This is a genomic window from Streptomyces sp. NPDC101225 (assembly GCF_044767585.1).
Classification (GTDB): Bacteria; Actinomycetota; Actinomycetes; order Streptomycetales; family Streptomycetaceae; genus Streptomyces.
This window is the reverse complement of record NZ_JBIWOE010000005.1, coordinates 199,974-223,360: the sequence shown is the minus strand read 5'-3', so window position 1 is coordinate 223,360 and position 23,387 is coordinate 199,974. Positions and strand designations below refer to the sequence as shown.

The 23,387-nt window shown below is 71.8% G+C and carries 21 protein-coding genes; 15 read left to right on the top strand and 6 right to left on the bottom strand.

Translation table 11 applies throughout. The features are described 5' to 3' along the window. Window positions 1-7: 7 nt before the first annotated feature. From ACIRPX_RS09740 to ACIRPX_RS09685, 12 genes are all read left to right on the top strand, one after another. A complete protein-coding gene (locus tag ACIRPX_RS09740) occupies window positions 8-937 on the top strand; it encodes an amidohydrolase family protein (protein WP_404190779.1) in 930 nt (309 codons plus the stop codon). Between the two features lie 5 nt (window positions 938-942). Beyond that, entirely contained in the window at window positions 943-2,304 is a 1,362-nt protein-coding gene (locus tag ACIRPX_RS09735) for an MFS transporter (protein WP_404190776.1), read from the top strand. 287 nt (window positions 2,305-2,591) lie between these two features. Beyond that, window positions 2,592-3,659, top strand: coding sequence for a glucose-1-phosphate thymidylyltransferase (locus ACIRPX_RS09730; protein WP_404190773.1), 1,068 nt, complete (start codon window positions 2,592-2,594; stop codon window positions 3,657-3,659). A 79-nt stretch (window positions 3,660-3,738) separates the two neighbouring features. Further along, window positions 3,739-4,338: an acyltransferase gene (locus ACIRPX_RS09725; protein ID WP_404190771.1), complete on the top strand. Its 600-nt coding sequence runs from the start codon at window positions 3,739-3,741 to the stop codon at window positions 4,336-4,338. Between the two features lie 278 nt (window positions 4,339-4,616). Beyond that, the gene (locus ACIRPX_RS09720) at window positions 4,617-5,783 is read left to right on the top strand and encodes a hypothetical protein (RefSeq protein WP_404190768.1); all 1,167 of its coding nucleotides are present in this window, start codon (window positions 4,617-4,619) and stop codon (window positions 5,781-5,783) included. Further along, window positions 5,780-6,550: a WecB/TagA/CpsF family glycosyltransferase gene (locus tag ACIRPX_RS09715; RefSeq protein ID WP_404190765.1), complete on the top strand. Its 771-nt coding sequence runs from the start codon at window positions 5,780-5,782 to the stop codon at window positions 6,548-6,550. The genes ACIRPX_RS09720 and ACIRPX_RS09715 overlap by 4 nt, the downstream gene beginning before the upstream one ends. After that, window positions 6,550-7,809, top strand: a complete 1,260-nt coding sequence (locus ACIRPX_RS09710; RefSeq protein ID WP_404190762.1) for a nucleotide sugar dehydrogenase — start codon at window positions 6,550-6,552, stop codon at window positions 7,807-7,809. Before ACIRPX_RS09715 ends, ACIRPX_RS09710 begins: the two co-directional genes overlap by 1 nt. Window positions 7,810-7,812: 3 nt before the next feature. Beyond that, window positions 7,813-9,000: a non-hydrolyzing UDP-N-acetylglucosamine 2-epimerase gene (wecB, locus tag ACIRPX_RS09705; protein ID WP_404190759.1), complete on the top strand. Its 1,188-nt coding sequence runs from the start codon at window positions 7,813-7,815 to the stop codon at window positions 8,998-9,000. Window positions 9,001-9,051: 51 nt separating this feature from the next. Further along, window positions 9,052-9,912, top strand: a complete 861-nt coding sequence (locus ACIRPX_RS09700) for a chain length determinant protein (protein WP_404190756.1) — start codon at window positions 9,052-9,054, stop codon at window positions 9,910-9,912. After that, window positions 9,875-11,440: an oligosaccharide flippase family protein gene (locus tag ACIRPX_RS09695; protein WP_404190754.1), complete on the top strand. Its 1,566-nt coding sequence runs from the start codon at window positions 9,875-9,877 to the stop codon at window positions 11,438-11,440. The genes ACIRPX_RS09700 and ACIRPX_RS09695 overlap by 38 nt, the downstream gene beginning before the upstream one ends. Next, window positions 11,437-12,489 (top strand): hypothetical protein, encoded by a 1,053-nt coding sequence (locus tag ACIRPX_RS09690; RefSeq protein ID WP_404190751.1) that lies wholly within the window; start codon window positions 11,437-11,439, stop codon window positions 12,487-12,489. The genes ACIRPX_RS09695 and ACIRPX_RS09690 overlap by 4 nt, the downstream gene beginning before the upstream one ends. 11 nt (window positions 12,490-12,500) lie before the next feature. Then, window positions 12,501-13,301: a glycosyltransferase family 2 protein gene (locus tag ACIRPX_RS09685; protein WP_404190749.1), complete on the top strand. Its 801-nt coding sequence runs from the start codon at window positions 12,501-12,503 to the stop codon at window positions 13,299-13,301. Between the two features lie 33 nt (window positions 13,302-13,334). On the opposite strand, the gene ACIRPX_RS09680 is transcribed toward ACIRPX_RS09685, so the two are convergent. The 3 genes from ACIRPX_RS09680 to ACIRPX_RS09670 form a co-directional block, all read right to left on the bottom strand. Continuing rightward, window positions 13,335-14,555 (bottom strand): GNAT family N-acetyltransferase, encoded by a 1,221-nt coding sequence (locus ACIRPX_RS09680; RefSeq protein WP_404190746.1) that lies wholly within the window; start codon window positions 14,553-14,555, stop codon window positions 13,335-13,337. Between the two features lie 124 nt (window positions 14,556-14,679). Then, window positions 14,680-15,645 carry an alpha/beta hydrolase family protein gene (locus ACIRPX_RS09675; RefSeq protein ID WP_404190743.1) on the bottom strand — a complete coding sequence of 322 codons (966 nt, stop codon included), beginning with the start codon at window positions 15,643-15,645 and terminating at the stop codon, window positions 14,680-14,682. A 179-nt stretch (window positions 15,646-15,824) separates the two neighbouring features. Beyond that, entirely contained in the window at window positions 15,825-16,394 is a 570-nt protein-coding gene (locus tag ACIRPX_RS09670) for a TetR family transcriptional regulator (protein WP_404190740.1), read from the bottom strand. 123 nt (window positions 16,395-16,517) lie between these two features. On the opposite strand from ACIRPX_RS09670, the gene ACIRPX_RS09665 reads away from it, so the two are divergent. Together ACIRPX_RS09665 and ACIRPX_RS09660 are read left to right on the top strand one after the other, a co-directional pair. Further along, window positions 16,518-17,429, top strand: a complete 912-nt coding sequence (locus ACIRPX_RS09665) for an SDR family oxidoreductase (protein WP_404191209.1) — start codon at window positions 16,518-16,520, stop codon at window positions 17,427-17,429. A gap of 55 nt (window positions 17,430-17,484) precedes the next feature. Further along, the gene (locus ACIRPX_RS09660) at window positions 17,485-18,369 is read left to right on the top strand and encodes a helix-turn-helix transcriptional regulator (protein WP_404190738.1); all 885 of its coding nucleotides are present in this window, start codon (window positions 17,485-17,487) and stop codon (window positions 18,367-18,369) included. Between the two features lie 79 nt (window positions 18,370-18,448). Here ACIRPX_RS09660 and ACIRPX_RS09655 read toward each other — a convergent pair whose 3' ends face one another. Together ACIRPX_RS09655 and ACIRPX_RS09650 are read right to left on the bottom strand one after the other, a co-directional pair. Next, window positions 18,449-19,399: a glycosyltransferase gene (locus ACIRPX_RS09655; RefSeq protein WP_404190735.1), complete on the bottom strand. Its 951-nt coding sequence runs from the start codon at window positions 19,397-19,399 to the stop codon at window positions 18,449-18,451. Continuing rightward, window positions 19,396-21,429: an O-antigen ligase family protein gene (locus tag ACIRPX_RS09650; RefSeq protein ID WP_404190732.1), complete on the bottom strand. Its 2,034-nt coding sequence runs from the start codon at window positions 21,427-21,429 to the stop codon at window positions 19,396-19,398. Before ACIRPX_RS09650 ends, ACIRPX_RS09655 begins: the two co-directional genes overlap by 4 nt. A 71-nt stretch (window positions 21,430-21,500) precedes the next feature. On the opposite strand from ACIRPX_RS09650, the gene ACIRPX_RS09645 reads away from it, so the two are divergent. Further along, entirely contained in the window at window positions 21,501-22,163 is a 663-nt protein-coding gene (locus tag ACIRPX_RS09645) for a hypothetical protein (RefSeq protein WP_404190728.1), read from the top strand. Window positions 22,164-22,192: 29 nt separating this feature from the next. Here ACIRPX_RS09645 and ACIRPX_RS09640 read toward each other — a convergent pair whose 3' ends face one another. Next, window positions 22,193-23,239 carry a glycosyltransferase family 2 protein gene (locus ACIRPX_RS09640; protein ID WP_404190725.1) on the bottom strand — a complete coding sequence of 349 codons (1,047 nt, stop codon included), beginning with the start codon at window positions 23,237-23,239 and terminating at the stop codon, window positions 22,193-22,195. Window positions 23,240-23,387 lie beyond the last annotated feature (148 nt).

The window sequence follows — 23,387 nt, the reverse complement described above, 5'->3', positions numbered from 1 at the left end:
AGAAATCGTGCCCACCGCTGTCCCCAACTCCCCTGTCACCGAAGGCTGGTTGGACTGGTACCACAACCCGTCCACGCCGCGTTTCACTCTGCCGCCCGGCACGGTCGACACCCACTGCCACATCTTCGGCCCGCAGGACGTCTTCCCCTTCGCGCCGGAACGCAAGTACACGCCCTGCGACGCGAGCAAGGAGCAGCTCTTCGCGCTCCGCGACCACCTGGGCATCGCCCGCAACGTCGTCGTGCAGGCCACCTGCCACGGCGCGGACAACACCGCCGTGGTCGACGCCCTGCGGGCGTCCGGCGGGCGGGCCCGCGGCATCGCCACCGTCCGCCCGGACATCGGTGAGCGTGAGCTGCGCGCACTGGACGCGGCGGGCGTACGGGGCGTGCGCTTCAACTTCGTACGGCGGCTGGTCGATTCCTCGCCCGAGGACGACCTGCGCGTGATCGCGAAGAAGATCGCCCCGCTGGGCTGGCACATCGTCCTGTACTTCGAGAGCGCCGACCTGCCCGACCTGGAGGGCTTCTTCGCCTCGCTGCCCACTCCCCTGGTGGTCGACCACCTGGGCCGGCCGGACGTGACCCGGCCCGCGGACGGACCGGAGTTCTCCCGCTTCCTGCGCTTCGTCGCGGCCAACGACGTCTGGGTGAAGGTGACGTGCCCCGAGCGCCTGAGCGTGTCCGGCCCGGCCGCGCTGCACGGTGAACGCCGTCCGTACGCCGACGTCGTCCCCTTCGCCCGCCGCGCCGTCGAGGAGTTCCCCGACCGCGTGCTGTGGGGCACCGACTGGCCCCACCCCAACCTCACCGGACACATGCCCGACGACGGGCTCCTGGTCGACCACGTCCCGCGGATCGCGGTCACCGCCGCGGCGCGACAGCGTCTGCTCGTCGACAACCCGATGCGCCTGTACTGGCCGAGCGAGAAGGTCTGATCCCCGTGGTGCACTCCAACGCCCTCAACAGGCTGAACCGGCTGCCGATCGGCCGCTTCCACAAGGTCACGCTGCTGGCCGTGTCCTTCGCGTACTTCTTCGAGTTCGCCGACATCAACACGTTCGCCACCACCGCCCCCAAGCTGATCAAGCTGTGGGGAGTGACGATCGACCAGATCGCCTACGTCACCTCGCTGTCCTTCGTCGGCATGTTCCTCGGGTCGATCGTCGCGGGGGCCCTGGCCGACCGGTGGGGCCGCAAACGCGCCCTGCTGCTCACCACGTTCTGGTTCGGCGTCTTCTCCTTCGCGTCGGTGTTCTCCTGGAACATCGTGTCCCTCGGCGTGTTCCGCGTGCTGACCTCGGCGGGGCTCGCCGCCATGACCGTCGTCGCGGTCATCTACGTCAACGAGCTGTACCCGGCCGCCGTCCGCGGCAAGTACCAGGCGTACGCCATCGTCGTCGGCATCTGCGGCACCCCGGCCACCAACCTCGTCGCGAGCGCGGTGGTGCCGCTCAACGACTGGTCGTGGCGGCTGATCTACCTCTGGGGCGCCCTGGGCATCCTGCTCGTCCTGTTCACCCGCCGGCTCAAGGAGTCCCCGCGCTGGTACGAGAGCCGCGGCGAGCACGCCAAGGCGGACGAGGTGCTGCGCGAGATCGAGGCGAGCGTGGCCGCCGAGAAGGGCCCGCTGCCCGAGCCGGCACCTCCGGTGGACGAGGCACCGCAGACCCGGGCCCCGTTGAAGCTGCTGCTGCAGAAGAAGTACCTGTTCCCGACCCTGCTGCTCACGGTGCTGTGGGTGACCCAGACCATCGGCTTCTTCGGCTACTCCAGCTGGGCGCCCACCCTGCTCGCCAAGGAGGGCTTCAGCGTCGGGAAGTCCGTCTTCTACGTGGCGCTCACCACGGTCGGCGCGCCGCTGGGCTCCTACCTGGCGTCCCTGGTCACCGACCGCTTCGAACGCAAGTGGTGCCTGGCCGCGTTCGGCACCGTCATCGCTCTGTGCGGCCTGCTGTACGGCCTCACCTTCAACCCGGTCCTGATCATCGTCTTCGGCTTCCTGGTCAACATGTTCGAGCGCGGCTACACCGCTCTCGCCTACGCCTACTCGCCCGAACTCTTCGACACCCGCGGCCGATCGCTGGGCACGGGCGTCTCCTACGGACTCGGCCGCCTGTCGAACGCCGCGGGCCCTTTGATCGTCGCGTCGCTGTACCAGAACAGCGGCTACCGGAGCGTGTTCTTCTTCATCGCCGGAACCTGGCTCGTCGGCGCCGTGGTGCTGGCCGTCTTCGGTCCCCTCACCCGCCAGGCCCGCAGGGCCGCGCAGGAGGCGCGTCAGGAGGTCGTGCAGGTGCCCTGAGCACGCACCCGAGGTAACGCCGGGCCGTGCCGCGGTGCGCGAAGCGCCGCGGGACGGCCCGGCGTCGCCACCGCGTGACCGCGGTCGTCCATGGAGCGGCACCGTGCCGGGGCACCCGAGGCCGTCGAACCCGTTTCCGAAGCGCGGCCCGACCGCCTGAGCCGCGCCGACCGCGCGGTCTTTCATCCGAATGCCCCGACATGCACGATCCGTCCCGTGTGGCCAAGACCGGCCCTACATATGCGGAATCCTTTCGTCTGCGCGCGGGGCGAAAGTATGGTGATCGCGTGAAGGCACTCCTGTTGTCCGGTGGCTCAGGTACCCGATTGCGCCCCATCACTCATACATCGGCGAAACAACTTGTACCGGTGGCGAACAAGCCGGTGCTCTTCTACGGTCTGGAAGCGATCGCCGAGGCGGGCATCACCGAGGTCGGGATCATCGTCGGGGAGACGGCCGAGGAGATCCGTGAGGCGGTCGGCGACGGCTCGGCGTTCGGCCTCGACGTCACCTACCTCCCGCAGGACCAGCCGCTGGGCCTGGCGCACGCGGTGCTGATCGCCCGGGCGTATCTGGGCGACGACGACTTCGTGATGTATCTCGGCGACAACTTCGTCGTCGGCGGCATCACGGACCTGGTGGACGCCTTCCGCGCCGAACGGCCCGCCGCGCGGATCCTGTTGACCCAGGTCGCGGACCCGGCCGCCTTCGGTGTGGCCGAACTCGACGCGGAGGGCCGCGTGGTCGGCCTGGAGGAGAAGCCCGAGCACCCCAGGAGCGACCTGGCGCTGGTGGGGGTGTACCTGTTCACTCCGGCCGTCCACGAGGCCGTTCGCGCGATCAAGCCCTCCTGGCGCGGCGAGTTGGAGATCACCGACGCCATCCGGTGGATGATCGACGCCGGCCGTGACGTGCGCTCCACGACGATCTCCGGCTACTGGAAGGACACCGGGAACGTCACCGACATGCTGGAGGTCAACCGCTCGGTGCTGGAGACCCTGGACGGCGGGGTCGACGGCACGGTCGACGACGCCAGCGAGATCGTCGGCCGGGTGCGCGTCGAGGCCGGCGCGACGGTGACCGGCAGCAGGGTCGTGGGTCCGGCGGTGATCGGCGCGCACACCGTGATCGCCGGCTCCTACATCGGCCCGTACACCTCGATCGCCGGCGACTGCCGGATCGAGGACAGCGAGGTCGAGTACTCCATCGTGCTGCGCGGCTCCTCGGTCAGCGGCGTCCGCCGGGTGGAGGCCTCCCTCATCGGCCGCGACGTCGAGATGACTCCGGCGCCCCGCCGGCCCGCGGCCCACCGTTTCGTCCTCGGCGACCACAGCAAAGTGCAGATCGCCTCATGACGAGCGGGACCCTGGTGGCCGGAGGGGCGCCGGAGGCGGCTTTTCCCGCTCAGATCGACGAGAAGAAAGGTTCAGCCCGGTGAGCTTCAGGATCCAGCCGACCGCCCAGGTCGACGAGACGGCCGTGATCGGCGACGGGACCACGGTCTGGGATCTGGCCCAGATCCGCGAGGACGCCCGGCTGGGCAGCGGGTGCATCGTGGGCCGGGGGGCCTACGTCGGCCCGGGCGTCCGCATCGGCGACAACGTCAAGCTGCAGAACTACGCGCTGGTCTACGAGCCCGCGGTCCTGGCGGACGGCGTGTTCGTCGGCCCCGCGGCGGTCTTCACCAACGACCACTTCCCGCGCTCGGTGGACCCGCAGGGCACGTTGAAGCGCGGTGGCGACTGGGAGGCCGTGGCCGTCGTGGTGGCCGAAGGGGCGTCGGTGGGGGCCCGTTCGGTGTGCGTGGCGCCGGTGCACATCGGTCGCTGGGCGCTGGTCGCCGCGGGCGCCGTGGTGACCCGGGACGTCCCCGACTTCGCTCTGGTGGCGGGAGTTCCGGCGCGCCGTATCGGCTGGGTCGGCCGGGCCGGCGTGCGGCTGGCCGAGCGGGAGGGCGAGCCGGGCGTGTGGGAGTGCCCCGGGACGGGAGCGCTGTACGACGAGAAGGACGGCCAACTCGTCGAACGCGCGTGATGTCCTGTTTCCCCCAAACCGCAAATCTTCGAACATCTCCCGGCATAACATGTGTGTGAAGTGTGCAGAGCAAGCACAATGAGCACACGAACCCGAAGTACCCAGGGGGGGTTACAGGGGTGGGGACAGCTGTGTCTGAAGTCCGGAGCGATCGCGCTCCGGTGCCCGATGTCTGACGGCCGGGCCGTCCGACGTCCGCCTTACGCCGCGTGACCATCCGCTCTGCGGCGATCATCAAGTCTGTTCACAGGACCCAGGGGGGTTGGTGTGTCCAAAAGATGACCACCACACGTCTGGCGGCACTCGGTCATGAGGAACCGCCGCTTCTCGCGCTCGCCCAACGACTCCTCAAGGTCGCGGAGTCGGGACTTCCATCGATGCTGCTGCCCGGCAGCGAGGCCTTCGTCTTCACCATGGCCGGACAGCAGGCCCCCGACGGGTCCTGGACCCTGGAGCGGCGCGGTGCCAGCACCCGCTACGGGGCCATCACCGCGCTCGGGGTCCGCTTCCTGCCGGAGGAGCGCCAGCGCGCGGTGCTCGGCGGGCGTACGGCCCAGGAGTTCGCGGGCCTGCTGGTCGAGTCGCTGCCCGCGGTGACCAATCTCGGCGACGCGGCGCTCATCGCCTGGGCCGCGGCCGAGACCGACCACCCCAAGCTCTCCGACGCGCTCGCGCGGGTCTACGCGCTCGACGAGGCCGGCCGGCCGCAGTACACCGTCGAAGCGGCGTGGGTGCTGTCCGCCCTCGCGGCCGCGCGTGAGACGGTCGACGTGGAGGAACGCTTCGGTGCGGCCCGGGACCGCCTGCTGCGCGCCCGTGTCGGCGACAGCCCGCTCTTCCCGCACGCCACCGGCCCCGGCCTGGTGCCCTGGTACCGGGCGCACATCAGCTGCTTCGCCGACCAGACCTACCCGCTGCAGGCCCTGGCCCGCGCCCACGCGAGCGCCGACGGCGGCGACACCGAGGCCCTGGCCGCGTCCGACGCCTGTGCGGCGCGCATCTGCGAACTGCAGGGCGAGGGCGGGCAGTGGTGGTGGCACTACGACGCGCGCACCGGCGGCGTCGTGGAGGGCTACCCCGTCTACAGCGTGCACCAGCACGCGATGGCGCCGACCGCCCTGTTCGACCTCGCGGACGCGGGCGGCACCGACTTCGGCGCGGCGATCCGCAAGGGACTGCGCTGGATGACGGACGTACCCGAACTGACGGGCTCCGAGCACCGGGAGCCGATGATCCTGGACGAGCTCGGCGCCACCTGGCGCAAGGTCTACCGGGGCGACCCGAAGAAGGCCGTACGCGCCGCCCGGGGACTGTCCACCCGTGTCGCGCCCGGCCTGCGGCTGAAGTCCCTGGACCGGATGTACCGCCCGCTCTCCGTGGACCGCGAATGCCGGCCCTACGAGTTCGGCTGGATGCTGCACGCCTGGCAGGGGGGCCGAATATGACCCGGCGTCAACAGCTGTTCGGTGTCGAGCTGGACCCACTGACCATGGACGAGACCGTCGAGCGCTGCCTGGAAGCGGTCCGCGACGGACGCCAGTTGGAGATCGGCGTGGTCAACGCCGCGAAGCTGGTGAACATGCGGCGCGACGACCGCCTCGCCAAGGCCGTCTCCGGCTGCGACCTGGTGCTGGCCGACGGGCAGGCCGTGGTGTGGGCCGGCCGCATCCTGCGCGCCCCGCTGCCCGAACGGGTGGCCGGCATCGACCTGTTCCTGCGTCTGCTGGCCGAGGCGGAGACCTCGGGCATCCCCGTGTACTTCCTCGGCGCCAGGCAGGAGGTGCTGGAGCGGATGCTGCGGCAGGTGGCCGACCGCTTCCCCGGCCTGAAGGTGGCCGGCAGCCGCAACGGCTACTTCGACGACTCCGAGCAGCAGGAGATCGCCGACGGCATCGCGCGAAGTGGCGCCCAGATGCTCTTCCTTGGCATGACCTCGCCGAAGAAGGAGATCTTCACCGCCGCCTACGGCACCCGCACCGGCGCCCGCGTGGTGCACGGCGTCGGCGGCTCCTTCGACATCCTGGCCGGGGTCACCAAGCGGGCCCCCGCGTCCTGGCAGCGGTGGGGCATGGAGTGGCTCTACCGCGCGGTGCAGGAACCCCGCCGGCTGGGCCGGCGCTATCTCACCACCAACGCCTCCTTCCTTCTCATGACGGCGCGCGAGCTCTTCCGGCTCACCCCGTCGGCAGCTCCCGCGAACAGGAGTCACTGATGCGCGTCGTCGTCGTGGGACAGGGATACGTCGGGCTCCCGCTGGCCGTCAGAGCCGCGGAGGTCGGACACGAGGTGATCGGCTACGACGTCGACACCCGCAGGATCAAGAGCCTCGCCGCCGGTGAGTCCTTCGTCGAGGACGTCTCCTCCGAGCGGATCCGGGCGGCCTTGGACAACGGCACCTACCGGGCGAGCGACGCGGCCCGCGACTGCGGCGGCTTCGACGTCGCGGTGGTGACCGTGCCCACGCCGCTGCACGAGGGCATGCCCGACCTCCGCTACATCAGGGAGTCGGCCGTCACCCTCGCCCGCTACCTCCGCCCCGGTGCCACGGTCATCCTCGAGTCGACCACCTACCCCGGCACCACCCAGGAGATGTTCGGCCCGATCCTGGAGGAGGGCTCGGGCCTGGCCGCGGGGTCCGACTTCCACCTCGGCTACAGCCCCGAGCGGATCGACCCCGGCAACGCCGTCTGGGGCTTCAAGGAGACCCCGAAGGTCGTCTCCGGCGTCAGCGAGGCGTCCCTGAAGGCGGTCGAGGGCTTCTACGGCCAACTCGTCGACACCACGGTGCCGGTGGGCTCCCCGAAGGAGGCCGAGCTGGCCAAGCTGCTGGAGAACACCTTCCGGCACGTGAACATCGCGCTGGTCAACGAGGTGGCGATGTTCGCCCACCACCTGGACATCGACATCTGGCAGGCCATCGACGCGGCCTCCACCAAGCCGTTCGGCTTCATGAAGTTCACTCCCGGACCGGGCGTCGGCGGCCACTGCCTGCCGATCGACCCCTCGTACCTGTCCTGGCGGGTGCAGCGCGAACTCGGCCAGAGCTTCCGCTTCGTGGAGCTGGCCAACGACATCAACAACCACATGCCCGAGTACGTCACGCGCCGTATCACCGACCTCTTCAACGAAAGACGCCGGTCCGTGAACGGCTCGCGCATCCTGCTGCTCGGCCTCGCGTACAAGAAGAACACCGGCGACGCGCGCGAGTCGCCCGCCCTGCGCATCTCCCAACTGCTGCTCGACATGGGGGCCCAGGTCAGGGCCGCCGACCCGCACGTCGTCGAGAGCCTGCCGATGGACACCCGTCTGGTGCGGGTCGAACCGACGCCGCAGGAGCTGGCGGACGCCGACGTGGTGGTCCTGCTCACCGACCACGACGGCTTCGACTACGAATGCGTCGCCGAACACGCGCCCTTCGTCCTGGACTGCCGCCGGCGGCTCCCGGCCGGGCCCACGATCGAGGTGCTCTGACCCATGCCGCGCATCGTCTGCGTCGCCGGCGCACGCCCCAACTACATGAAGATCAAACCGGTGATGGACGCCCTGGAGGCCCGGGGCGCCGAGGTCCTGCTCGTCCACACCGGCCAGCACTACGACCCGGCCATGAACGAGGTGTTCTTCGCCGACCTCGGCATCCGCCCGCCCGACCGCCACCTCGGCGTCGGCTCGGGCAGCCACGCCGAGCAGACCGGACGCGTGATGACCGCGTTCGAACCGCTCCTCGACGAGGTGGACCCGGACATCGTCGTCGTGGTCGGCGACATCAACTCCACGCTGGCCTGCGCCCTGGTCACCGCCAAGGCCGGACCGCTGCTCGCCCACGTCGAGGCCGGCCTGCGCAGCCGCGACTGGAGCATGCCGGAGGAGGTCAACCGCGTCGCCACCGACCGCGTCTCCGACCATCTGCTGGCCCCCTCCCCCGACGCCGTGGACAACCTGCGCGCGGAGGGCTACCGGGAGGACCAGGTCCATCTCGTCGGCAACGTCATGATCGACACGCTGCTGGCCAACCTGGAGCGGGCCCGCGCCTCGGACGTCCTCGGCCGATACGGCCTGTCCCAGGGCGAGTTCGGCCTCGTCACCCTGCACCGCCCGGCCAATGTCGACGACCCCGAGATCCTCGCCGGGCTGCTGAAGGCGCTCGGCGAGATCGCCGGGAGCTGTCCGCTCGTGCTGCCCGTGCACCCGCGGGCGGCCGGGAAGCTGGCCGAGATCGGTGTCCCCGGCGGCATCCGGCTCGTGCCGCCCGCAGGGTACCTGGACTTCATCGCCCTGCAGGACGCCGCCCGCGTCGTCCTCACCGACTCCGGTGGCGTCCAGGAGGAGACCACCGCGCTGGGCGTGCCCTGCGTGACCCTGCGCGACAACACCGAGCGCCCGATCACCGTCGAGCAGGGCACCAATGTGCTGGCCGGCCGGGACCCGGAGCGCATCGTGGCCACCGTGCACGGCGTGCTGGACGCTCCGCCCGCGCCGCGCCGGCCCGAGTTGTGGGACGGCCACGCGAGCGACCGCATCGCCGACGTCCTGCTGGCGGGAGGCACCGCGGCCACCCATCCGCGGCCGACCGACCTGCCGGCATCGGCCGACCGGCCGAGACGCGTCGGCCCGGACACACCCGTCGACCGGACGAGCCCCATGGACCGAACGTTCCCCATATGATCCGCTTGCAACACATGCTCGTCGAACGTCTGGTCGCAAGGGGGGACCACCATGGATCTCGCTGAGATCTTCCGGGTGATGCGCAGGCGCTGGTACGTCCTGCTGCCGGGACTGTTGCTGACCGCCGGCCTGGTCGCCGGCGTGCTCACGCTCGTCCCGGTCACGTACCAGTCGCAGAGCACGGTGGTCCTCCTCAACTCCCAGAAGGCCACCGTGGCCTATGACGGCAACCCCTTCCTCAGCACCCAGACCTCGCTGACGGGCATGGCCGACAGCCTGGCGCGCAATCTCAACTCCGACGACTCCCTGCGGGACCTCAAGTCCCGCGGAGCCAAGGGCACCTTCGAGGCCAAGCTCGCCGACAACGCACAGGGTCCGCTGATGTGGCTCACGGTCACCGGCACCGACAAGGCCTCCGTCCTCGCCTCGGACAGGATCCTGACGTCGTACGCCAAGGACCGGCTGGACCAGTTCCAGAAGGAGCAGAAGGTCGACGCCAAGGCCATGATCCGCATGACGACGATCGTGCCGCCCCAGAATCCGGTCGCCCAGACCAAGACGCGGCTCGAATACATGGTCATGGCCGCAGCCCTGGGACTGGTGCTGAGCCTGGTCGGCGTCTTCTACGTGGAGGCACGCCGACGGACGCGCACGGCCTCCGCGCCGGAAGAGGCCGAACAGCCCGAAGAACCCGCGGAGCCGGTCACCGTCCGCGAGCCGGCGGCCGGGGAGCCGGTCGCGGAACAGACGATCGCCCTCCGGCGCCCGCCCGCCTGGTCGCGGGCCGCCGAGAACCGGCGCGCCGCACAGCCGGGGGCCGGCCGGTCCGCCACGGCCGTGGCGCCCGCCGAGCCGCTCGACGAGGAGTCGACTCATGGACAGCGTTCGCACACCCGACAGCGAGAGATCTGAGGCGAGCGGGACATCTGCGGCGCACGGGACGGCGACGGCGAGCAGCCTTCCCCCAGCCGGTGGCACCGCTGAGGCGGGCGACGGCGCTCCCGATCCCGCCTCCCTCGGTACGAAGGTCCGTTCGGCGGCCCGCTGGAGCCTGATCAACACCGTCGTCATGCGCCTGGGCAACTTCGCCACCGGCATCCTGCTGGCGCGCTTCGCCCTGGGACCGGCCGAGTGGGGCGTCTACGGCATCGCGCAGACGGTGCTGCTGGTGCTGCTCTCGGCGAACGAACTCGGTGTCAGCCTGGCCATCGTCCGCTGGGACGGCGACCCGCGCCGCTTCGCGCCGACCGTGCTGACCCTGGCCACCGCGACCAGCGGCCTGCTCTACGTCGGCCTGTTCCTCTCGGCGCCGACGGTGGCCGGGCTGCTCGACTCGCCGCACGCCACGGGCGTGCTGCGGGTCATGTGCCTGTGCCTGATCATCGACGGGATCGCCCAGGTGCCCGCGAGTTTCCTGACCCGGGAGTTCGCGCAGGGCAAGCGGATGGTGATCGACGCGGTCAACTTCGTGCTCAGCACCGCCGTGACCCTGCTGCTGGCCTTCGCCGGCTGGGGTGCGATGAGCTTCGCCTGGGGCGCGGTCGCGGGCAACGTCGCCGCGCTCGTCGGCTGCGCCCTCGCCGCCCCCGGCAGCCTGCGCTTCGGCTGGGACCGCGAACAGGCCCGCGCCCTGCTGCGGTTCGGCCTCCCGCTGGCCGGGGCCAGCCTGCTCGCGCTCGCGGTCGTCAACGTCGACACCATGGTCGTCGGCTCCACCCTCGGCGGGGTCGCCCTCGGCTTCTACGTCCTGGCGTTCAACATGTCGGGCTGGCCGGTCCGCGTCATCTCCGAGGCGGCCCGACGCGTCTCCTTCGCCGGCTTCTCCCGCCTCGCCGACTCCCCGCAGGCCCTCGCCCAGGGCTTCAGCCGCGCCCTCGGCGTCCTGGTCACCGGCACCGTGCCGCTGTGCGTCCTGCTCGGCGGACTCGCCGGCCCCGTCGTCCAGCTCATCTACGGCGACAAGTGGCTGCCCGCCGCCCACGCGCTGCCCTGGCTGATGGCCCTGGGCCTCATCCGCATCGGCTGCGAACTCGCCTACGACTGCCTGGTCGCCACCGGACAGCGCCGCTCCCTCATCCTCGTCCAGGGGCTGTGGGTCGTCGCCCTGATCCCCGTGCTGATCGCCGGCGCCCGGGCGGGCGGCATCGTCGGCGTCTCCCAGGGCCACGTCCTGGTCGGCGCCCTGCTGGTCGTCCCGGTCTTCCTGCACGCCCTCGGCCGGGCCGGGATCGGCCTCGCCCACATCGCCAGAGCCTGTGCCTGGCCCTTCCTCGGGGGAATCGTGATGTCCCTGGTGCTCCTCACCGCGAAATGGCTTCTCGGCGGCGGTGTGCTCGCGCTGCTCGCCATCGGCACGGTGGCGCTGGCCAGTTACACGGTGTGCGTGCTGCCCAGCCGCGGCTTCCTGCGCGGCTCCTCCCGCACGCCGGAGGCCGTATGACCAGGCTCCGCGCGTGTGTGGCTGGCCTGGCCCTGCTGCTGGCCGCGGGCTGCTCCGGTTCGACCGGATCCTCCTCCGCCCGTCAGACCCCCAGCACCCACGACCGGCCCCCGGCGGCCGCCGCCGACCCGTCCGGCGCCCCGCCCTCGGCCCGGGCGACGCCCGGCGCGAGCCCGTCCCGTTCGGCGTCGGCCGGCCACGGCCCCAGTGCGACGCCCTCGGCCCGCGCCACCACCGTGACGTCGCTGGAAGCCGGGTTCCCCAATTCCCGTACCACCGGGCCCCGTACCGGCCTCGAACCGCACGCCACGGGAAACATGAGCATCAGGACCGACGGCGCGGTCATCAAGGGCTGGGACATCAAGGGGTCGCTGGACATCTACGCCGACGACGTGACCATCATCGACTCCCGGATCACGTCCACCAACTGGTGGGGGGTCAACCTGCGGCCCGGCTTCAGCGGACTGCGCATCCTGCACACCACCATCACCGCCGTGCCCGGCAAGGGCCCCGACAACGGCGGCGTGGACTACGCCGTGTCCAACATGGGCGCCAGCTCCATCGAGGTCGGCTGGTGCGACATCTCCGTCTTCGGCAACGCCCTGTCCATGGGCCAGGGCCACATCCACGACACCTACGTCCACGGCCTCGTCCCCTTCCGCAACGCCGGTGGCGAGTGGCAGCACACGGACGCGGTGATCAGCGGCGGCGGCAACAGCGGCCGGCTGATCATCCGTCACAACACCCTCCTCAACCCGGTCGACGTCCACCAGGGCGCGTCCGCGAGCGTCGGCCTGTTCGCCGACACCGGCCATGTCTCCAACACCGTCATCGACAACAACCTTCTGGCGGGCGGCGCGTACGCCCTCTACGGCGGCGGCGAGGGAGCAACCGGAATCACGGTCACGGACAACGTCTTCTCCACCCGTTACCACAGCAACTCCGGCGTCTACGGCTCCGTCACGGCCTGGAACGCCGGTTCGGGGAACGTCTGGCGCGGCAACCGGTACGCCGACGGCACCCCGGTCACACCCGAACCGACCGGCTGAGGAGAAGAGTGATGAGACGCGTCGTCCGCCTCCCGTGGGACATCCTCAAGCGCGCCTTCGGCTGGCTGGTCCTGTTCGAACTCCGCAACAAGGTCCTGCTGGCACCCTCGGCGGTCCGGCTGCGCCGCTTCGAATCGGCCGAGGTCCACCGCCTCGCGCCCACGACCGCCGCGGCGCCCGCCGCACGCGTGGCGACGGTCATCGCCACGCACCGCCGCCCGCAGGCGCTCAGGACGGCGGTGGACTCGGCCCTGTCCCAGACGGTCGGCGACCAGATCGTCATGGTCGTGGACGACGGCGCCGGTCTGCCCGAACTCCCGGACGATCCACGCCTGTTCGCCGTCTCCCTGGCCCGCAACACCGGCGTGGCGGGCGTGGTCCGCAACGTGGGCATCCGCCTCACCCGCTCGCGCTACGTGGCCTTCCTGGACGACGACAACGTCTGGGAACCCGACCACCTGGAACGGGCGCTGGCGGTGCTGGACTCCCCGGAAGACCCCGACGCCCCCGACGGCATCTACACGGCGCTGCGCCGAGTCCTCCCGGACGGCACCGACCACGACATCCTCTCCGTCCCCTTCGACCGCCACCGCGCCGCCCGCGAGTCCTTCCTGGACACCAACGCCTTCGTGGCCCGCCGCGACGCCAGCCTGCGCTTCAGCCGCCTCCGGCGCACGCCGAAGGTCCTCCCGCGCGAGGACTGGGAGCTGATCCACCGCTACAGCCGCGGGCACGAGGTGCGCCATGTGCCGCACGCCACGGTGCGGTACCTGGTCAACCCCGAGAGTTTCTACACGACGTGGTCGGGCTGAGCGTCACCGGCCGCAGGTCCACGGAGGGCGCGCTCAGAACCAGTGCAGGCAGTGCGGAGCCCGCTCCGCACGGAACAGGGCGTCGGCGGCCGTGGCCGCGTCCGGGTGGTGGGCCTCGATGTGGCCCGCGCGGACCAGCGTGCTCGGGGTGGTGCCCCCCAGGTAGATCGAGCCGAGGTCGCTCACGTCCAGGGACAGGTCGGGGGTGCGGTCCGTGGGGGTGCAGTCGGCCTTGCCGTCGCGGACGGTCAGGAGGTGGCGCTCGTGCTCGTCGAAGAGCGGATCGCGGACGTCGAGGACCAGTTCGCCGTCCGTGAACCAGCCGCGCGCGGTCAGCGCACGGGGGACGTCCAGCAGCCGTACCCAGAGCCAGTCCGTGTCCCCCGCCACCTCGCCCGCGCGGAAGTCGGCCAGTTGCCAGCGCAGCGGGTGCTCGGGCGGGAGGTGCTTGAAGACGACCTGCTCGACGAGGTCGTGCCCGAGGACGAAGCGGGCCAGGGCCGTGAAGGCGGCGTCGTCGGCGGTGACGGTCTCGTCGACCGTCAGGGTCCGGGAGTCGCCGATCGAGTAGCCGGCGTACCCGTCGGGGACTCCCGACGCGTCCCGGTGCAGGGCGACGTAGCGCGACGCCGGTGCGATCGGCGGCCGGCCCGCGCCGGAGGCCCACCAGCGGTGCGGCCGGGACAGGGCGCCGGGCTGGGCCCGGCGGTAGCGGTCGTAGACCTCTTCCAGGACGTCGGCGCAGTCGGCGCGGCGCAGTACCTCGACCGTGCCGGCCGGCGGAGCGTCCGCCTCGCGTGCCCGGAGCCCCGCGAACGCTCCCCGGTGCCGCGGCACCGTCAGCCGCCGCGTGTACGTCGCCGGGCCGTAGCCGAACCTGCGGTAGATCACGGCCTCGGAGGCCAGGAGGACGGAGAGGGCCTCCCCGCGCGCCCGCAGCCCGGTGAGCTGGTGCCGCATCATCGCGCTGAGCACGCCCTGGCGCCGGTGGGAGGGCAGGACACCGACGGCGGTCACACCGCCGACCGGGACAAGGGCCCCGCCGGGCAGGGTGAGTTCGAAGGAGTACGCACCCGCCGTGCCGACGGGCCGTCCGTCCGCCGTCACGGCGAGCAGGTTGCGGTCCATCTCGAGCGCCGCCCACCACACCCCGCCGCCGTCCTCGGCCGGGGTTTCCGGGAAGCGTCCGAACGCGGCATGGAGGGTGTCGACGAAGACGTCGCGGTCCTGGTCGGTCGTGGGACGAATCTCCATTGCTGCGGCTGCCTCCCCGGGACGACGGCGCCACGGTTCGTGGTGCCCCGCGACAGTGCAGCCCCACCCCGTGCTCAGGTCAAGCGAATTACGGCGGGTCCCGGCCCGGTCCGTTCCTCCGGGGCTACTTGGTCTCGACCCGTCCCAAGGGGGCGGCACCGGTGGCCAGTTCCTGGCACGCCGTCTCCCAGGCGTCGTCGCCGGGCCGGAGCCGGCTGCGCAGGTAGGCCGCGGTGAGGCGTCCGAGGGCGGCGACCTGACGGGGGTTCTCGTCCGACAGCTGCGCCGCCTCGGCGGCGTCGTATCCCGAGATCCCGCCGAGGATGTGCCCGGCGTCCGCCAGGGTGAGCAGGGACTTGGGCGCGGGAGCGAGGCGGTAGGGGTCGGTGTGCCAGTCGGGGCCGACGTCGGTGAAGTGCCGCGCGTCGTCCCTGTCGCCGGCGACGACCAGGGCCGGCGCGGTCATGGTGGAGAAGTCGGTGGTGCGCATGAAGGGGACCGCCTCGGCCATCGGCCCGTTGAGGACGTCACCGCCCCTGCCCGGTGCGGCGAGCAGCACGCCCGCCTTGATCCTGGGTTCGAGCAGGTCCACGTCCTTGCCCGTGTCGGGATCGGTGAGGCGGGCGCCCAGCAGGAGCCCCGCGGTGTGGCCACCGAGCGAGTGTCCGGCCACCGCGATCCTGTCGTGGTCGATGCGCCCGGCGAGCAGCGGTACGGTCCGCTCGATCTCGCCCAGCCGGTCGAGGATGCGGCTCATGTCCTCGGCGCGGGAGCGCCAGAACAAGGGGGCGCCGGGAGCACCGGCGACCTGGTCGCTCAAGGTCGCGGAGTCGAGGTGGGTGGGTTGGACGACGACGAATCCGGCCGCCGCCCAGAGGTCGGCGAGGGGTGCGTACCCGTTCAGCGACGAGAGGTTGCGGGAGGCTCCGTGCCCGTGCGAGAGCAGGACGACGGGCAGGCCGGTCCCGGTCGCGGGCGCGGAGACGCGGACCTGGAGGTGCACGGGCCGACCGGGCACGGGCAGGACCAACGGGGCGTAGGACAGGACGGGGGTGGGGGATCCGGAGGCGGTGTCGGCGGAGTCGGACATGGGTGGGCGTTCCCTTCCGGCGTCGGTGCCGCCGGCGGCTCGCGGCGAGGCGGCGGCAGGCGGGGGCAGGCGTGTCCGGCCTCGGCCCGACCGAAGCGGAACATCGCTCCGATCAGTATGCGGAACGCTGTTCCGCTTCGTCAAACACGCGAGGTCGCGTCAGCCCCCGGGCCGCGCCGTCACCCGCGAGCGGGTGCGGAAAGGGCGCGCAGATCGTCGAACGCCTGAAGGAGGTGCGCGTCCAGACTCCGCGCGGGGTCGTCGATCCAGGCCTGGGCCGCGTGATGGAAGGCGGCCCAGCCGGTCTGGGCGGCCAGATCGGCCAGCCGGCCGGCGACCCCCCGCCGCACCAGTGCCTCCGCCACGGCCTCGGTGAGCGACGCGGCCTTGGCCAGATCGCGTTCGCGCAGCGCCGGCGTGACCGCGATGACCGCCAGTCGCGGCTCGGAGAACGGACGGTTCTCCTCCAGGACGTGTGCGGCCTCCCGGAAGGCACGGAGCAGCACCTCGAACGGCTGCAGCCCCTCGGGAGCCTCGGTCACCGCTCGCGTCAGCGCGGCCCGAAGGTCGGCCTCCCCGTCGAACAGCACCTCGCGCTTGTCCGGGAAGTGCCGGAAGAACGTGCGCTCGTTGACACCGGCCCGGGCCGCGATCTCGGCCGTGGTGGTCCGATCGAATCCGCGTTCCCGGTACAGCTCCAGCGCCGCCTGCTGAAGGCGGCGGCGCGCTTCCGCTCCGCTCCGTGGCACCTCGCGAGGATACCCCACACGCCAGTCACTGACGCTACTTGACGCCAGTCACTGGCACTACTTAACGTCAGTGACTGGCGCTACCCAGTGCCGGACACCGACGCCGAACGGAAGTGGATGCTCATGCACGTCTTCGTCACCGGGGGTTCCGGCCAGACCGGTCCCGCCGTGGTCGCCGAGCTCGTCGCAGCCGGCCACACCGTCACGGCCCTGGCCCGCTCGGACACCGCCGCCGCGCGGCTGGAGGCACTGGGCGCCACACCGCACCAGGGCTCCCTCGACGACCTCGACAGCCTGCGCGACGGCGCGGAGGCCGCCGAGGGGGTCCTGCACATGGCCTACGGCGGCGACTTCTCCGATCTCGACGACATGATGCGGCGCGACCGCACCGCGATCGAGACGCTGGGCCGGCCGCTCGAGCACTCCGGCAAACCCCTGGTCGTCACCTCGGGCACGCTGGTCATGCCGGCCGGCCGGGAGAGCACCGAGCACGACGAGCCCGACCCGGCCGGGATCGCCGCCTTCCGCATCGCGGGCGAGCGGGCATGCCTGGGCTTCGCCGACCGGGGAGTACGCGCGAGCGTGGTCCGTCTCGCTCCCACGGTCCACGGCCCCCAGGACCACGGCTTCATCCCCATGCTCATCGCCACCGCGCGGAAGACCGGCGTCTGCGCCCACGTCGGCGACGGCACCAACCGGTGGCCCGCGGTCCACCGCCTCGACGCGGCGGTCCTGTTCCGCCTGGCCCTGGAGGAGGCCCCGCCGGGCAGCGTTCTGCACGGCGTGGGTGAAAGCGGTGTCACGATGAGGAGCATCGCCCAGACGATCGCCCGCGGTCTGGAACTGCCCACCGTCGCGCTGACCCCCGACGAGGCCGCCGGACACTTCGCCAACCCGTTCATGGCCACCGTCTACGGCTTCGACGGTCCGGTCTCCAGCGCGTACACCCGGGAACTGCTCGGCTGGTCCCCCCGGCACGCGACCCTGCTGGAGGACCTGGAGCACGGTGACTACCTCACCGCCCCGGCCCCCTGACGGCCCCGCCGGCGTGATCCCCCACACGCACGCCGACCGGATTAGCCTGGAATGCGTGAGTACCGAGAGTGACATCCGGGAATTCCTGGCCTCCCGCCGCGCCAGGATCACCCCGCAGCAGGCGGGCCTGCCCGCCTACGGCGGAAACCGGCGCGTGCCCGGCCTGCGCCGCGAGGAAGTCGCCCTGCTCGCCGGTGTCAGCATCGACTACTACGTCCGCCTCGAACGCGGCCACCTCGCCGGCGCCTCGGAGACGGCCCTGGACGCCCTGGCGCACGCCCTCCAGCTCGACGACGCCGAACGTGCCCACCTCCACGACCTGGCCCGCGCCGCCGAACGCCCCGCCCGCCGCGGCAAACGGGCCCGCGGCCCCCTGCCGGACAGCGTCCTGCGGGTGCTCGCGTCGATGGCCGACTCGCCCGCCTTCATCCGCAACGGCCGCCTGGACATCCTGGCCGCCAACCGCCTGGGCCGCGCGCTCCACTCTCCGCTGTTCACCGACCGGACCACCCGGCCGGCGAACATCGCCCGCTTCCAGTTCCTCGACCCGAACGGCCACGACTTCTTCCCCGCCTGGCAGGAGTCCGTGCACACCACCGTCTCCCTGCTGCGCACCGAGGCGGGACGCGCCCCGCACGACGGCGAGCTGACCGGGCTCATCGGTGAACTCGTCACCCGCAGCGAGGAGTTCCGCACCGCCTGGGCCAAGCACGACGTGCGGCTGCACCACACCGGCCGCACCTCCTTCCGGCACCCCGCGGTGGGCGTCCTCACCCTCGACCTCGACGCGACGGAGCTGCCCGCCCGGCCCGGTCTGACCCTCACCGCGTACAGCGCCGCACCCGGCACCCCCGACCACGACGCCCTGCGGCTTCTGGCGGCCTGGGCGGTGACGGAGGAAGCCCGGCACACCGCCGGTCCCGCCGTCTCCAGCCCCTGACGGCAGCGGCCCCGGTGCCTCCCGCCGCGCGGCAAGCGGCCGGCAGGCCGGAGCCGGTGGCGGCCGCTTCCTCGTCCGGTCACGGTCCGGGCGTCACCCGCAGCGCCCCCGGTCTCAGCAGCGCTGCCGCGGCCGCGCGGCTCGCCTTCCTGCCGAGGGCCGCCCGTGACGCCTCGCGCAGCAGCACCGCGCCGCGGAAACAGAGCGTCGCCACGGCGCCGTGGCGCCGCCCGTACAGCCGTACCCGGTTGAGCGTGAGCAGGGTCCACAGCCGCGGAGAGACCTGGGAGTCGCCTCCCAGATGCACGGCCTCGGCCGCCGGCTCCAGTTGGGTCGCGTAGCCCGCGTCCCGCGCCCGCAGGCAGTACTCCGTCTCCTCCGAGTAGAGGAAGAACGACTCGTCCCAACGGCCGCACGCCGCAAGGCAGTCGGCGGAAACGGCCATGAGCGCACCGGTCGCCCAGTCCGCACGCGTGGGACGTCGGTAGGCGGCGGGATCGGTGACCAGTTCGCTCAACGCGGGGAAGCGGCCGGCCCGGCGGTTGCCGATGACCGCCTCGCCGAGGGCCCGCGGCACGCTCGACTCACGGCGCAGTGAGGGGTGAGGGGTGCCCTGTCCCTCTTCGTAGAGCAGAGGTACGGCGATTCCGACCTCCGGCCCGAGGCTGTCGACGAGCCGCTTCGCGCACCCCTGCCGCATGCGGATGTCGGGGTTGCAGATCAGCGCGGCCCGCATGTCACCGGCCGCGTCCAGTGCCGCGTTGACCCCGGCCGCGTAACCGGCGTTGCGGCCGGTCCGTACGACGGTGGCGTCGGGGGCCAGCGTCTTGAGGACGTCGACGGTGTCGTCGGCCGAGTCGTTGTCGGCCACCACGAGGCGCCAGTCGAGGCCGGTCATGCCGTCGGGGAGGGCGGCGAGGAAGCCGGGGAGCACCGACGCGCTGTTCCAGGTGACGACGACGACGGCGACGGTCGTGCCGGTCGCGGCTCCGCGCACGGAGACTCCACCGTCCGGGACTCCACTGCTCATCGGGCCTCCACTGGTTCTGGAAGCTCGGCTTCCGGGATCGTGCGCGGACGGGGGACGCCGGCGGCCGCCGCCTCGCGCCGGATGAAGCCCAGGTAGCTGGCGCCCGCTCCCAGCATCAGGAAGAACATGCCGGCGAACATGGGGAAGCTGAGCGAGTCGAAGGTGGCGCTGCTGACCATGGCGACCAGGGCGGAGGCGAAGAAGGCCTGACCCAGTTCGCGGTCGGCGTCGGTGCGGGCCAGCCGCCGGATCGCGCCGCCCTGGTGGATGCCCGTGATGAAGAGGACGAACAGGGCGACGAGCCCGAGCAGGCCCATCTCGGCCAGGCCCAGCATGTACTGGTTGTCGGTGAAGAAGTACAGGTCCGGCGTGAAGGTGCCGAAGCCCCGCCCGAACAGCGGATGTTCCTTCAGATAGGGCACGATCGCCGAGTACTTGACCGTACGGGCCTGGGTGCTGCTGTCGGAGTTGGACAGGAACGACGCGAACAGGCCCGTGATCGTGCCGATCAGTCCGGGGACGAGCACCTTGAAGACCGCGACGGACGCGGTCAGCACGCCGATGGCGGCCCAGCGCCGGGCCGGCTTCCAGCGCGGCACCATCACCAGCGCCACCAGCAGCAGCCCGATGATCGAGGTCCGGGACACCGACAGGGGCAGCGCCCCGGCCATGAGGACCACCGGGCCCCAGCGGCGCAGCACGTGCAGCCGGCGGCGGACCGGGTCGAAGGCCTGCTGGACGGCGAAGGGCAGCAGGATCGCCAGCATGCCCGCGAACTCCAGGGGCTGGGCCGTGGTGGCGCGGGGCCGGGTGAAGGCGCCCCGGTCCATCACGCTGACCTGGGCGACGCTGGTCTGCAGGCCGGGGATGTGGATGGAGTCGGCGATGTTGGTGGCCGCGAAGAAGTCGTAGAAGCCGATGGCGGCGACGACGGACGCCATGACGACCACGCGGCGCATCAGCACGTCCAGGCGGCCGCGCTGCTGCATGGCGGCCGACGCCAGGACGACCAGGGAGACCCACACCAGGTAGCCGATGAGCCCGCGGTCGGCCCCGAGGACCTCCTGGTGGGAGCTCTCCCGCAGCGCGTCGGAGATGTACGCCGCGAGGACGGCCAGGCCGAGCACACACAGCGAGACCCGGACGAGCCGGGTGCCCGGCGCGGGCAGGATGCGGCCGCCGAGCCAGGTCGCCAGGTACCACATCAGGCCGAGCAGGGCGAAGACGTTGGCCGGGGTGCCCACACCGCCGAGCGCGGGCAGGGCGAGGTTCGAGGGGATGAAGAAGGCGAGCACCAGGTAGACGGTGAGGATCGCGGTGGCGTCGACGCGGCGGCTGAACATGCCCGCGCGCGGCCGCTTCGGGGTGCGGACCCGTTTGGGGGTGCGGGCCTTCTTCGGCCGCGGTGTCTCCCGGTAGCGGCGGCGGACCACCGAGACACCCTCCATCAGGATGGAGAGCAGGAACGCGCTGACCACGCCGAGGATGAGGACGGCCGCGACGCCCTGGTAGCGGCTCTTGGACTTGGCCACCGGGGTCTGCGGGAGCACGACGGGCGCGGTCTGCACCGCGTACGCGGGCGGAACCTTGGCGGCCTCCTGCAGGGCGCTGAGCTGCTCGCCGGCGAAGTCGGTGAGGGTGTTGGTCTCCTTGAGCACCTTGTCCCGGTCGGTGCCGGTGACGCTGAGCACGACCAGCGGGCTGTCGCTGGCCGGCGCGAAGCCGGCCGAGTAGACGTCCGTGACGCCGCGGCCGCGCAACTCCTTCGCGGCGTCGGCCGATTCGAGCGTCCTGATCAGCACGTCGGCGGTCACGATCAGTGAACCGCCCGCGTTCGAGATGGGGTTGCCGAAGGTCGGGGCCAGCCGGGCGACGGCGGAGGAGTCGAGCAGCGCGACCGAGCTGTGGGACTCGTAGGAGACCGGGACGGTCACCCACAGATATCCGCCGCCGATGAGGCTGAGGATGGTGAAGGGCACCATGAAGTACCAGCGTCGGCGCAGAATTGCCCATATCTCACCAAGACTCATGATGCGTCCCTCCTTTCGGTGGCATCCCACCGTGTGCCCTGCCAGTATCGGGAGTGACGGAAGGAACTCGTATGTCGCCTGGGAACGTCGCCGACGCACTGCTGCGCCGCTGGTACGTCGTGCTGGCCGCACTGCTGCTGACGACGGCCGGGGCGTACTTCGTGGTCCGGCCCACCCCGCAGTACATCGGCTCGGCGGTGGTCGTCCTCAAGCCGCCGGTCACGCGCAGCCAGCCCAACCAGTACACCAACCTGCAGCCGCCGCTCGCCGTGGTCTCCTACGGCGTCGTGCAGCAGCTGCGGTCCCCCGCCGGGACGAAGGAGTTGCGCGCGGCGGGCGTCACCGGGAGCTACCACCTCATCCCCCGCAACAGCGGCACCAGCGCGACGCCCCAGTATCTGATCCCGTCCCTGCAGGTGCAGTCCCAGGCGGCCAGCGCGGACGCCGCGGTGACGTCGGTGCGCCGCATCGTCGACGTGTACTCGGCGCACGTCAGGCAGATGCAGAGCGCCGAGCAGGTGCCGGCCGAGGCGCGGATCACGCCCTCCGTGCTGACCTCTCCGAGCGCCGCCGAGGTGCAGGGCACCAAGAGCCGGGGGCTTGCGGGCACGGCGCTGCTGGGACTGGCGGCCGGGGTGATCGGCGCTCTGTGGCTCGACCGGTACGCGATGAGCCGCCGCAAGACCCCGCAGGGCCGCCGGCGTAGCTCCGGTCCCCTTCCGGTGGCCAACTGACCGGGCCACCGGGCTGAACTGATCACTCATCAGATACCGCGGCGCTTCCAGGACTCCCACCACAGCCACTCCCGTCCGCGCTCGGCCACGGCCGACCACACCAGCGGCTGCAGCCAGGGCATCGCCTCCGGCCCGATCCGTCTGCGCAGCCGCAGGGCGCGGTATTCGGGCAGCGCACGGTATCCGGGCAGGCACTGCTCGGCGAACGCCACGCATTCCTCGACCGGTACGACACCGGTACGGCCCCGGTCGTAGGCCCGGTAGGCGCGGCGCAGGGCGAAGCGGGCGAGGCGGGTGTGGACCTGCTCGGCGAGGTGGTCGGCGTTCGGCAGCCGGTCGGCGCACTTGCCGAGCACCGAGTCGAAGGCGACCAGGCGCTGGCGCAGGTCGTCGAGCTGGCCGCCGAAGTCGACAGTGGACATGTTCTTGCCGTGGACGCGATAGAAGGCCTGGTCGGCGCCGCGGACGTAGCCGACGTCGGCGTGCGCGGCGAGCCGCATCCACATCTCGATGTCGCCGGCGTGGGGCAGGTCCGGGTCGTAGCCGCCGACCTTCTTCTGCAGGCCGGTGCGGACCACGACCTCCGGCGAGGTGATGCAGCCGGTGCCCTCGCGGAAGCGCCGCTCCAGCCACCACCGGCCGGGGTAGACGACCGAACCGGTGCTCCGCGTACGGGCCTTGGGCAGCGGACCGCCGTGCTGGAAGCGCAGCGGGCGGCCGTAGGCGAAGCCCGCCTCGGGGTGGGCGTCCAGCAGCCGGGCGGCCCGGACCAGTGCGCCCGGGACCAGCCGGTCGTCGGCGGACAGCAGGGCCACGTAGTCGCCGTCGGCCCAGTCCAGCAGGCCTTCGTTGTAGGTGGCGATATGGCCCTTGTTGGTCTCGTGGACGAGGACCTCGATGCGCGGGTCGCAGGCCGCCAGCTTCTGCGCGGCCTCCGCCGAGTCGTCGGGCGAGGCGTCGTCGATGATGAGTACGCGGACGTCAACGCCGTCCTGCTCGTCCAGGACGCTGCTCACGCAGTCGGCGAGGAAGTGGCCGTACTTGTAGCAGGGGATCACAACACTGACGCTGCTCATCGGTCAAAGCCAATCCCCGTCGGGGGGGGGCGCCCCCCCGGGGGGGGGGCCCCCCCCGGGGGGGGGGGGGGGGGGGGTGGTTTTTTTTTATTGGCCCGGTGTGGGGGGGGGGGTGGACCCGGGGGGCGTCACCCTGTGGGGGGGGCGG

What these genes read in the sequence shown, in the direction of transcription:
- ACIRPX_RS09720 (WP_404190768.1), top strand. Translation starts at nt 4,617, where the DNA reads ATGACCACCACACGTCTGGCGGCACTCGGTCATGAGGAACCGCCGCTT.
- ACIRPX_RS09715 (WP_404190765.1), top strand. Translation starts at nt 5,780, where the DNA reads ATGACCCGGCGTCAACAGCTGTTCGGTGTCGAGCTGGACCCACTGACC.
- ACIRPX_RS09710 (WP_404190762.1), top strand. Translation starts at nt 6,550, where the DNA reads ATGCGCGTCGTCGTCGTGGGACAGGGATACGTCGGGCTCCCGCTGGCC.
- wecB (WP_404190759.1), top strand. Translation starts at nt 7,813, where the DNA reads ATGCCGCGCATCGTCTGCGTCGCCGGCGCACGCCCCAACTACATGAAG.
- ACIRPX_RS09700 (WP_404190756.1), top strand. Translation starts at nt 9,052, where the DNA reads ATGGATCTCGCTGAGATCTTCCGGGTGATGCGCAGGCGCTGGTACGTC.
- ACIRPX_RS09695 (WP_404190754.1), top strand. Translation starts at nt 9,875, where the DNA reads ATGGACAGCGTTCGCACACCCGACAGCGAGAGATCTGAGGCGAGCGGG.
- ACIRPX_RS09690 (WP_404190751.1), top strand. Translation starts at nt 11,437, where the DNA reads ATGACCAGGCTCCGCGCGTGTGTGGCTGGCCTGGCCCTGCTGCTGGCC.
- ACIRPX_RS09685 (WP_404190749.1), top strand. Translation starts at nt 12,501, where the DNA reads ATGAGACGCGTCGTCCGCCTCCCGTGGGACATCCTCAAGCGCGCCTTC.
- ACIRPX_RS09680 (WP_404190746.1), bottom strand. Translation starts at nt 14,555, where the DNA reads ATGGAGATTCGTCCCACGACCGACCAGGACCGCGACGTCTTCGTCGAC.
- ACIRPX_RS09675 (WP_404190743.1), bottom strand. Translation starts at nt 15,645, where the DNA reads ATGTCCGACTCCGCCGACACCGCCTCCGGATCCCCCACCCCCGTCCTG.
- ACIRPX_RS09665 (WP_404191209.1), top strand. Translation starts at nt 16,518, where the DNA reads ATGCACGTCTTCGTCACCGGGGGTTCCGGCCAGACCGGTCCCGCCGTG.
- ACIRPX_RS09655 (WP_404190735.1), bottom strand. Translation starts at nt 19,399, where the DNA reads ATGAGCAGTGGAGTCCCGGACGGTGGAGTCTCCGTGCGCGGAGCCGCG.
- ACIRPX_RS09650 (WP_404190732.1), bottom strand. Translation starts at nt 21,429, where the DNA reads ATGAGTCTTGGTGAGATATGGGCAATTCTGCGCCGACGCTGGTACTTC.
- ACIRPX_RS09645 (WP_404190728.1), top strand. Translation starts at nt 21,501, where the DNA reads ATGTCGCCTGGGAACGTCGCCGACGCACTGCTGCGCCGCTGGTACGTC.
- ACIRPX_RS09640 (WP_404190725.1), bottom strand. Translation starts at nt 23,239, where the DNA reads ATGAGCAGCGTCAGTGTTGTGATCCCCTGCTACAAGTACGGCCACTTC.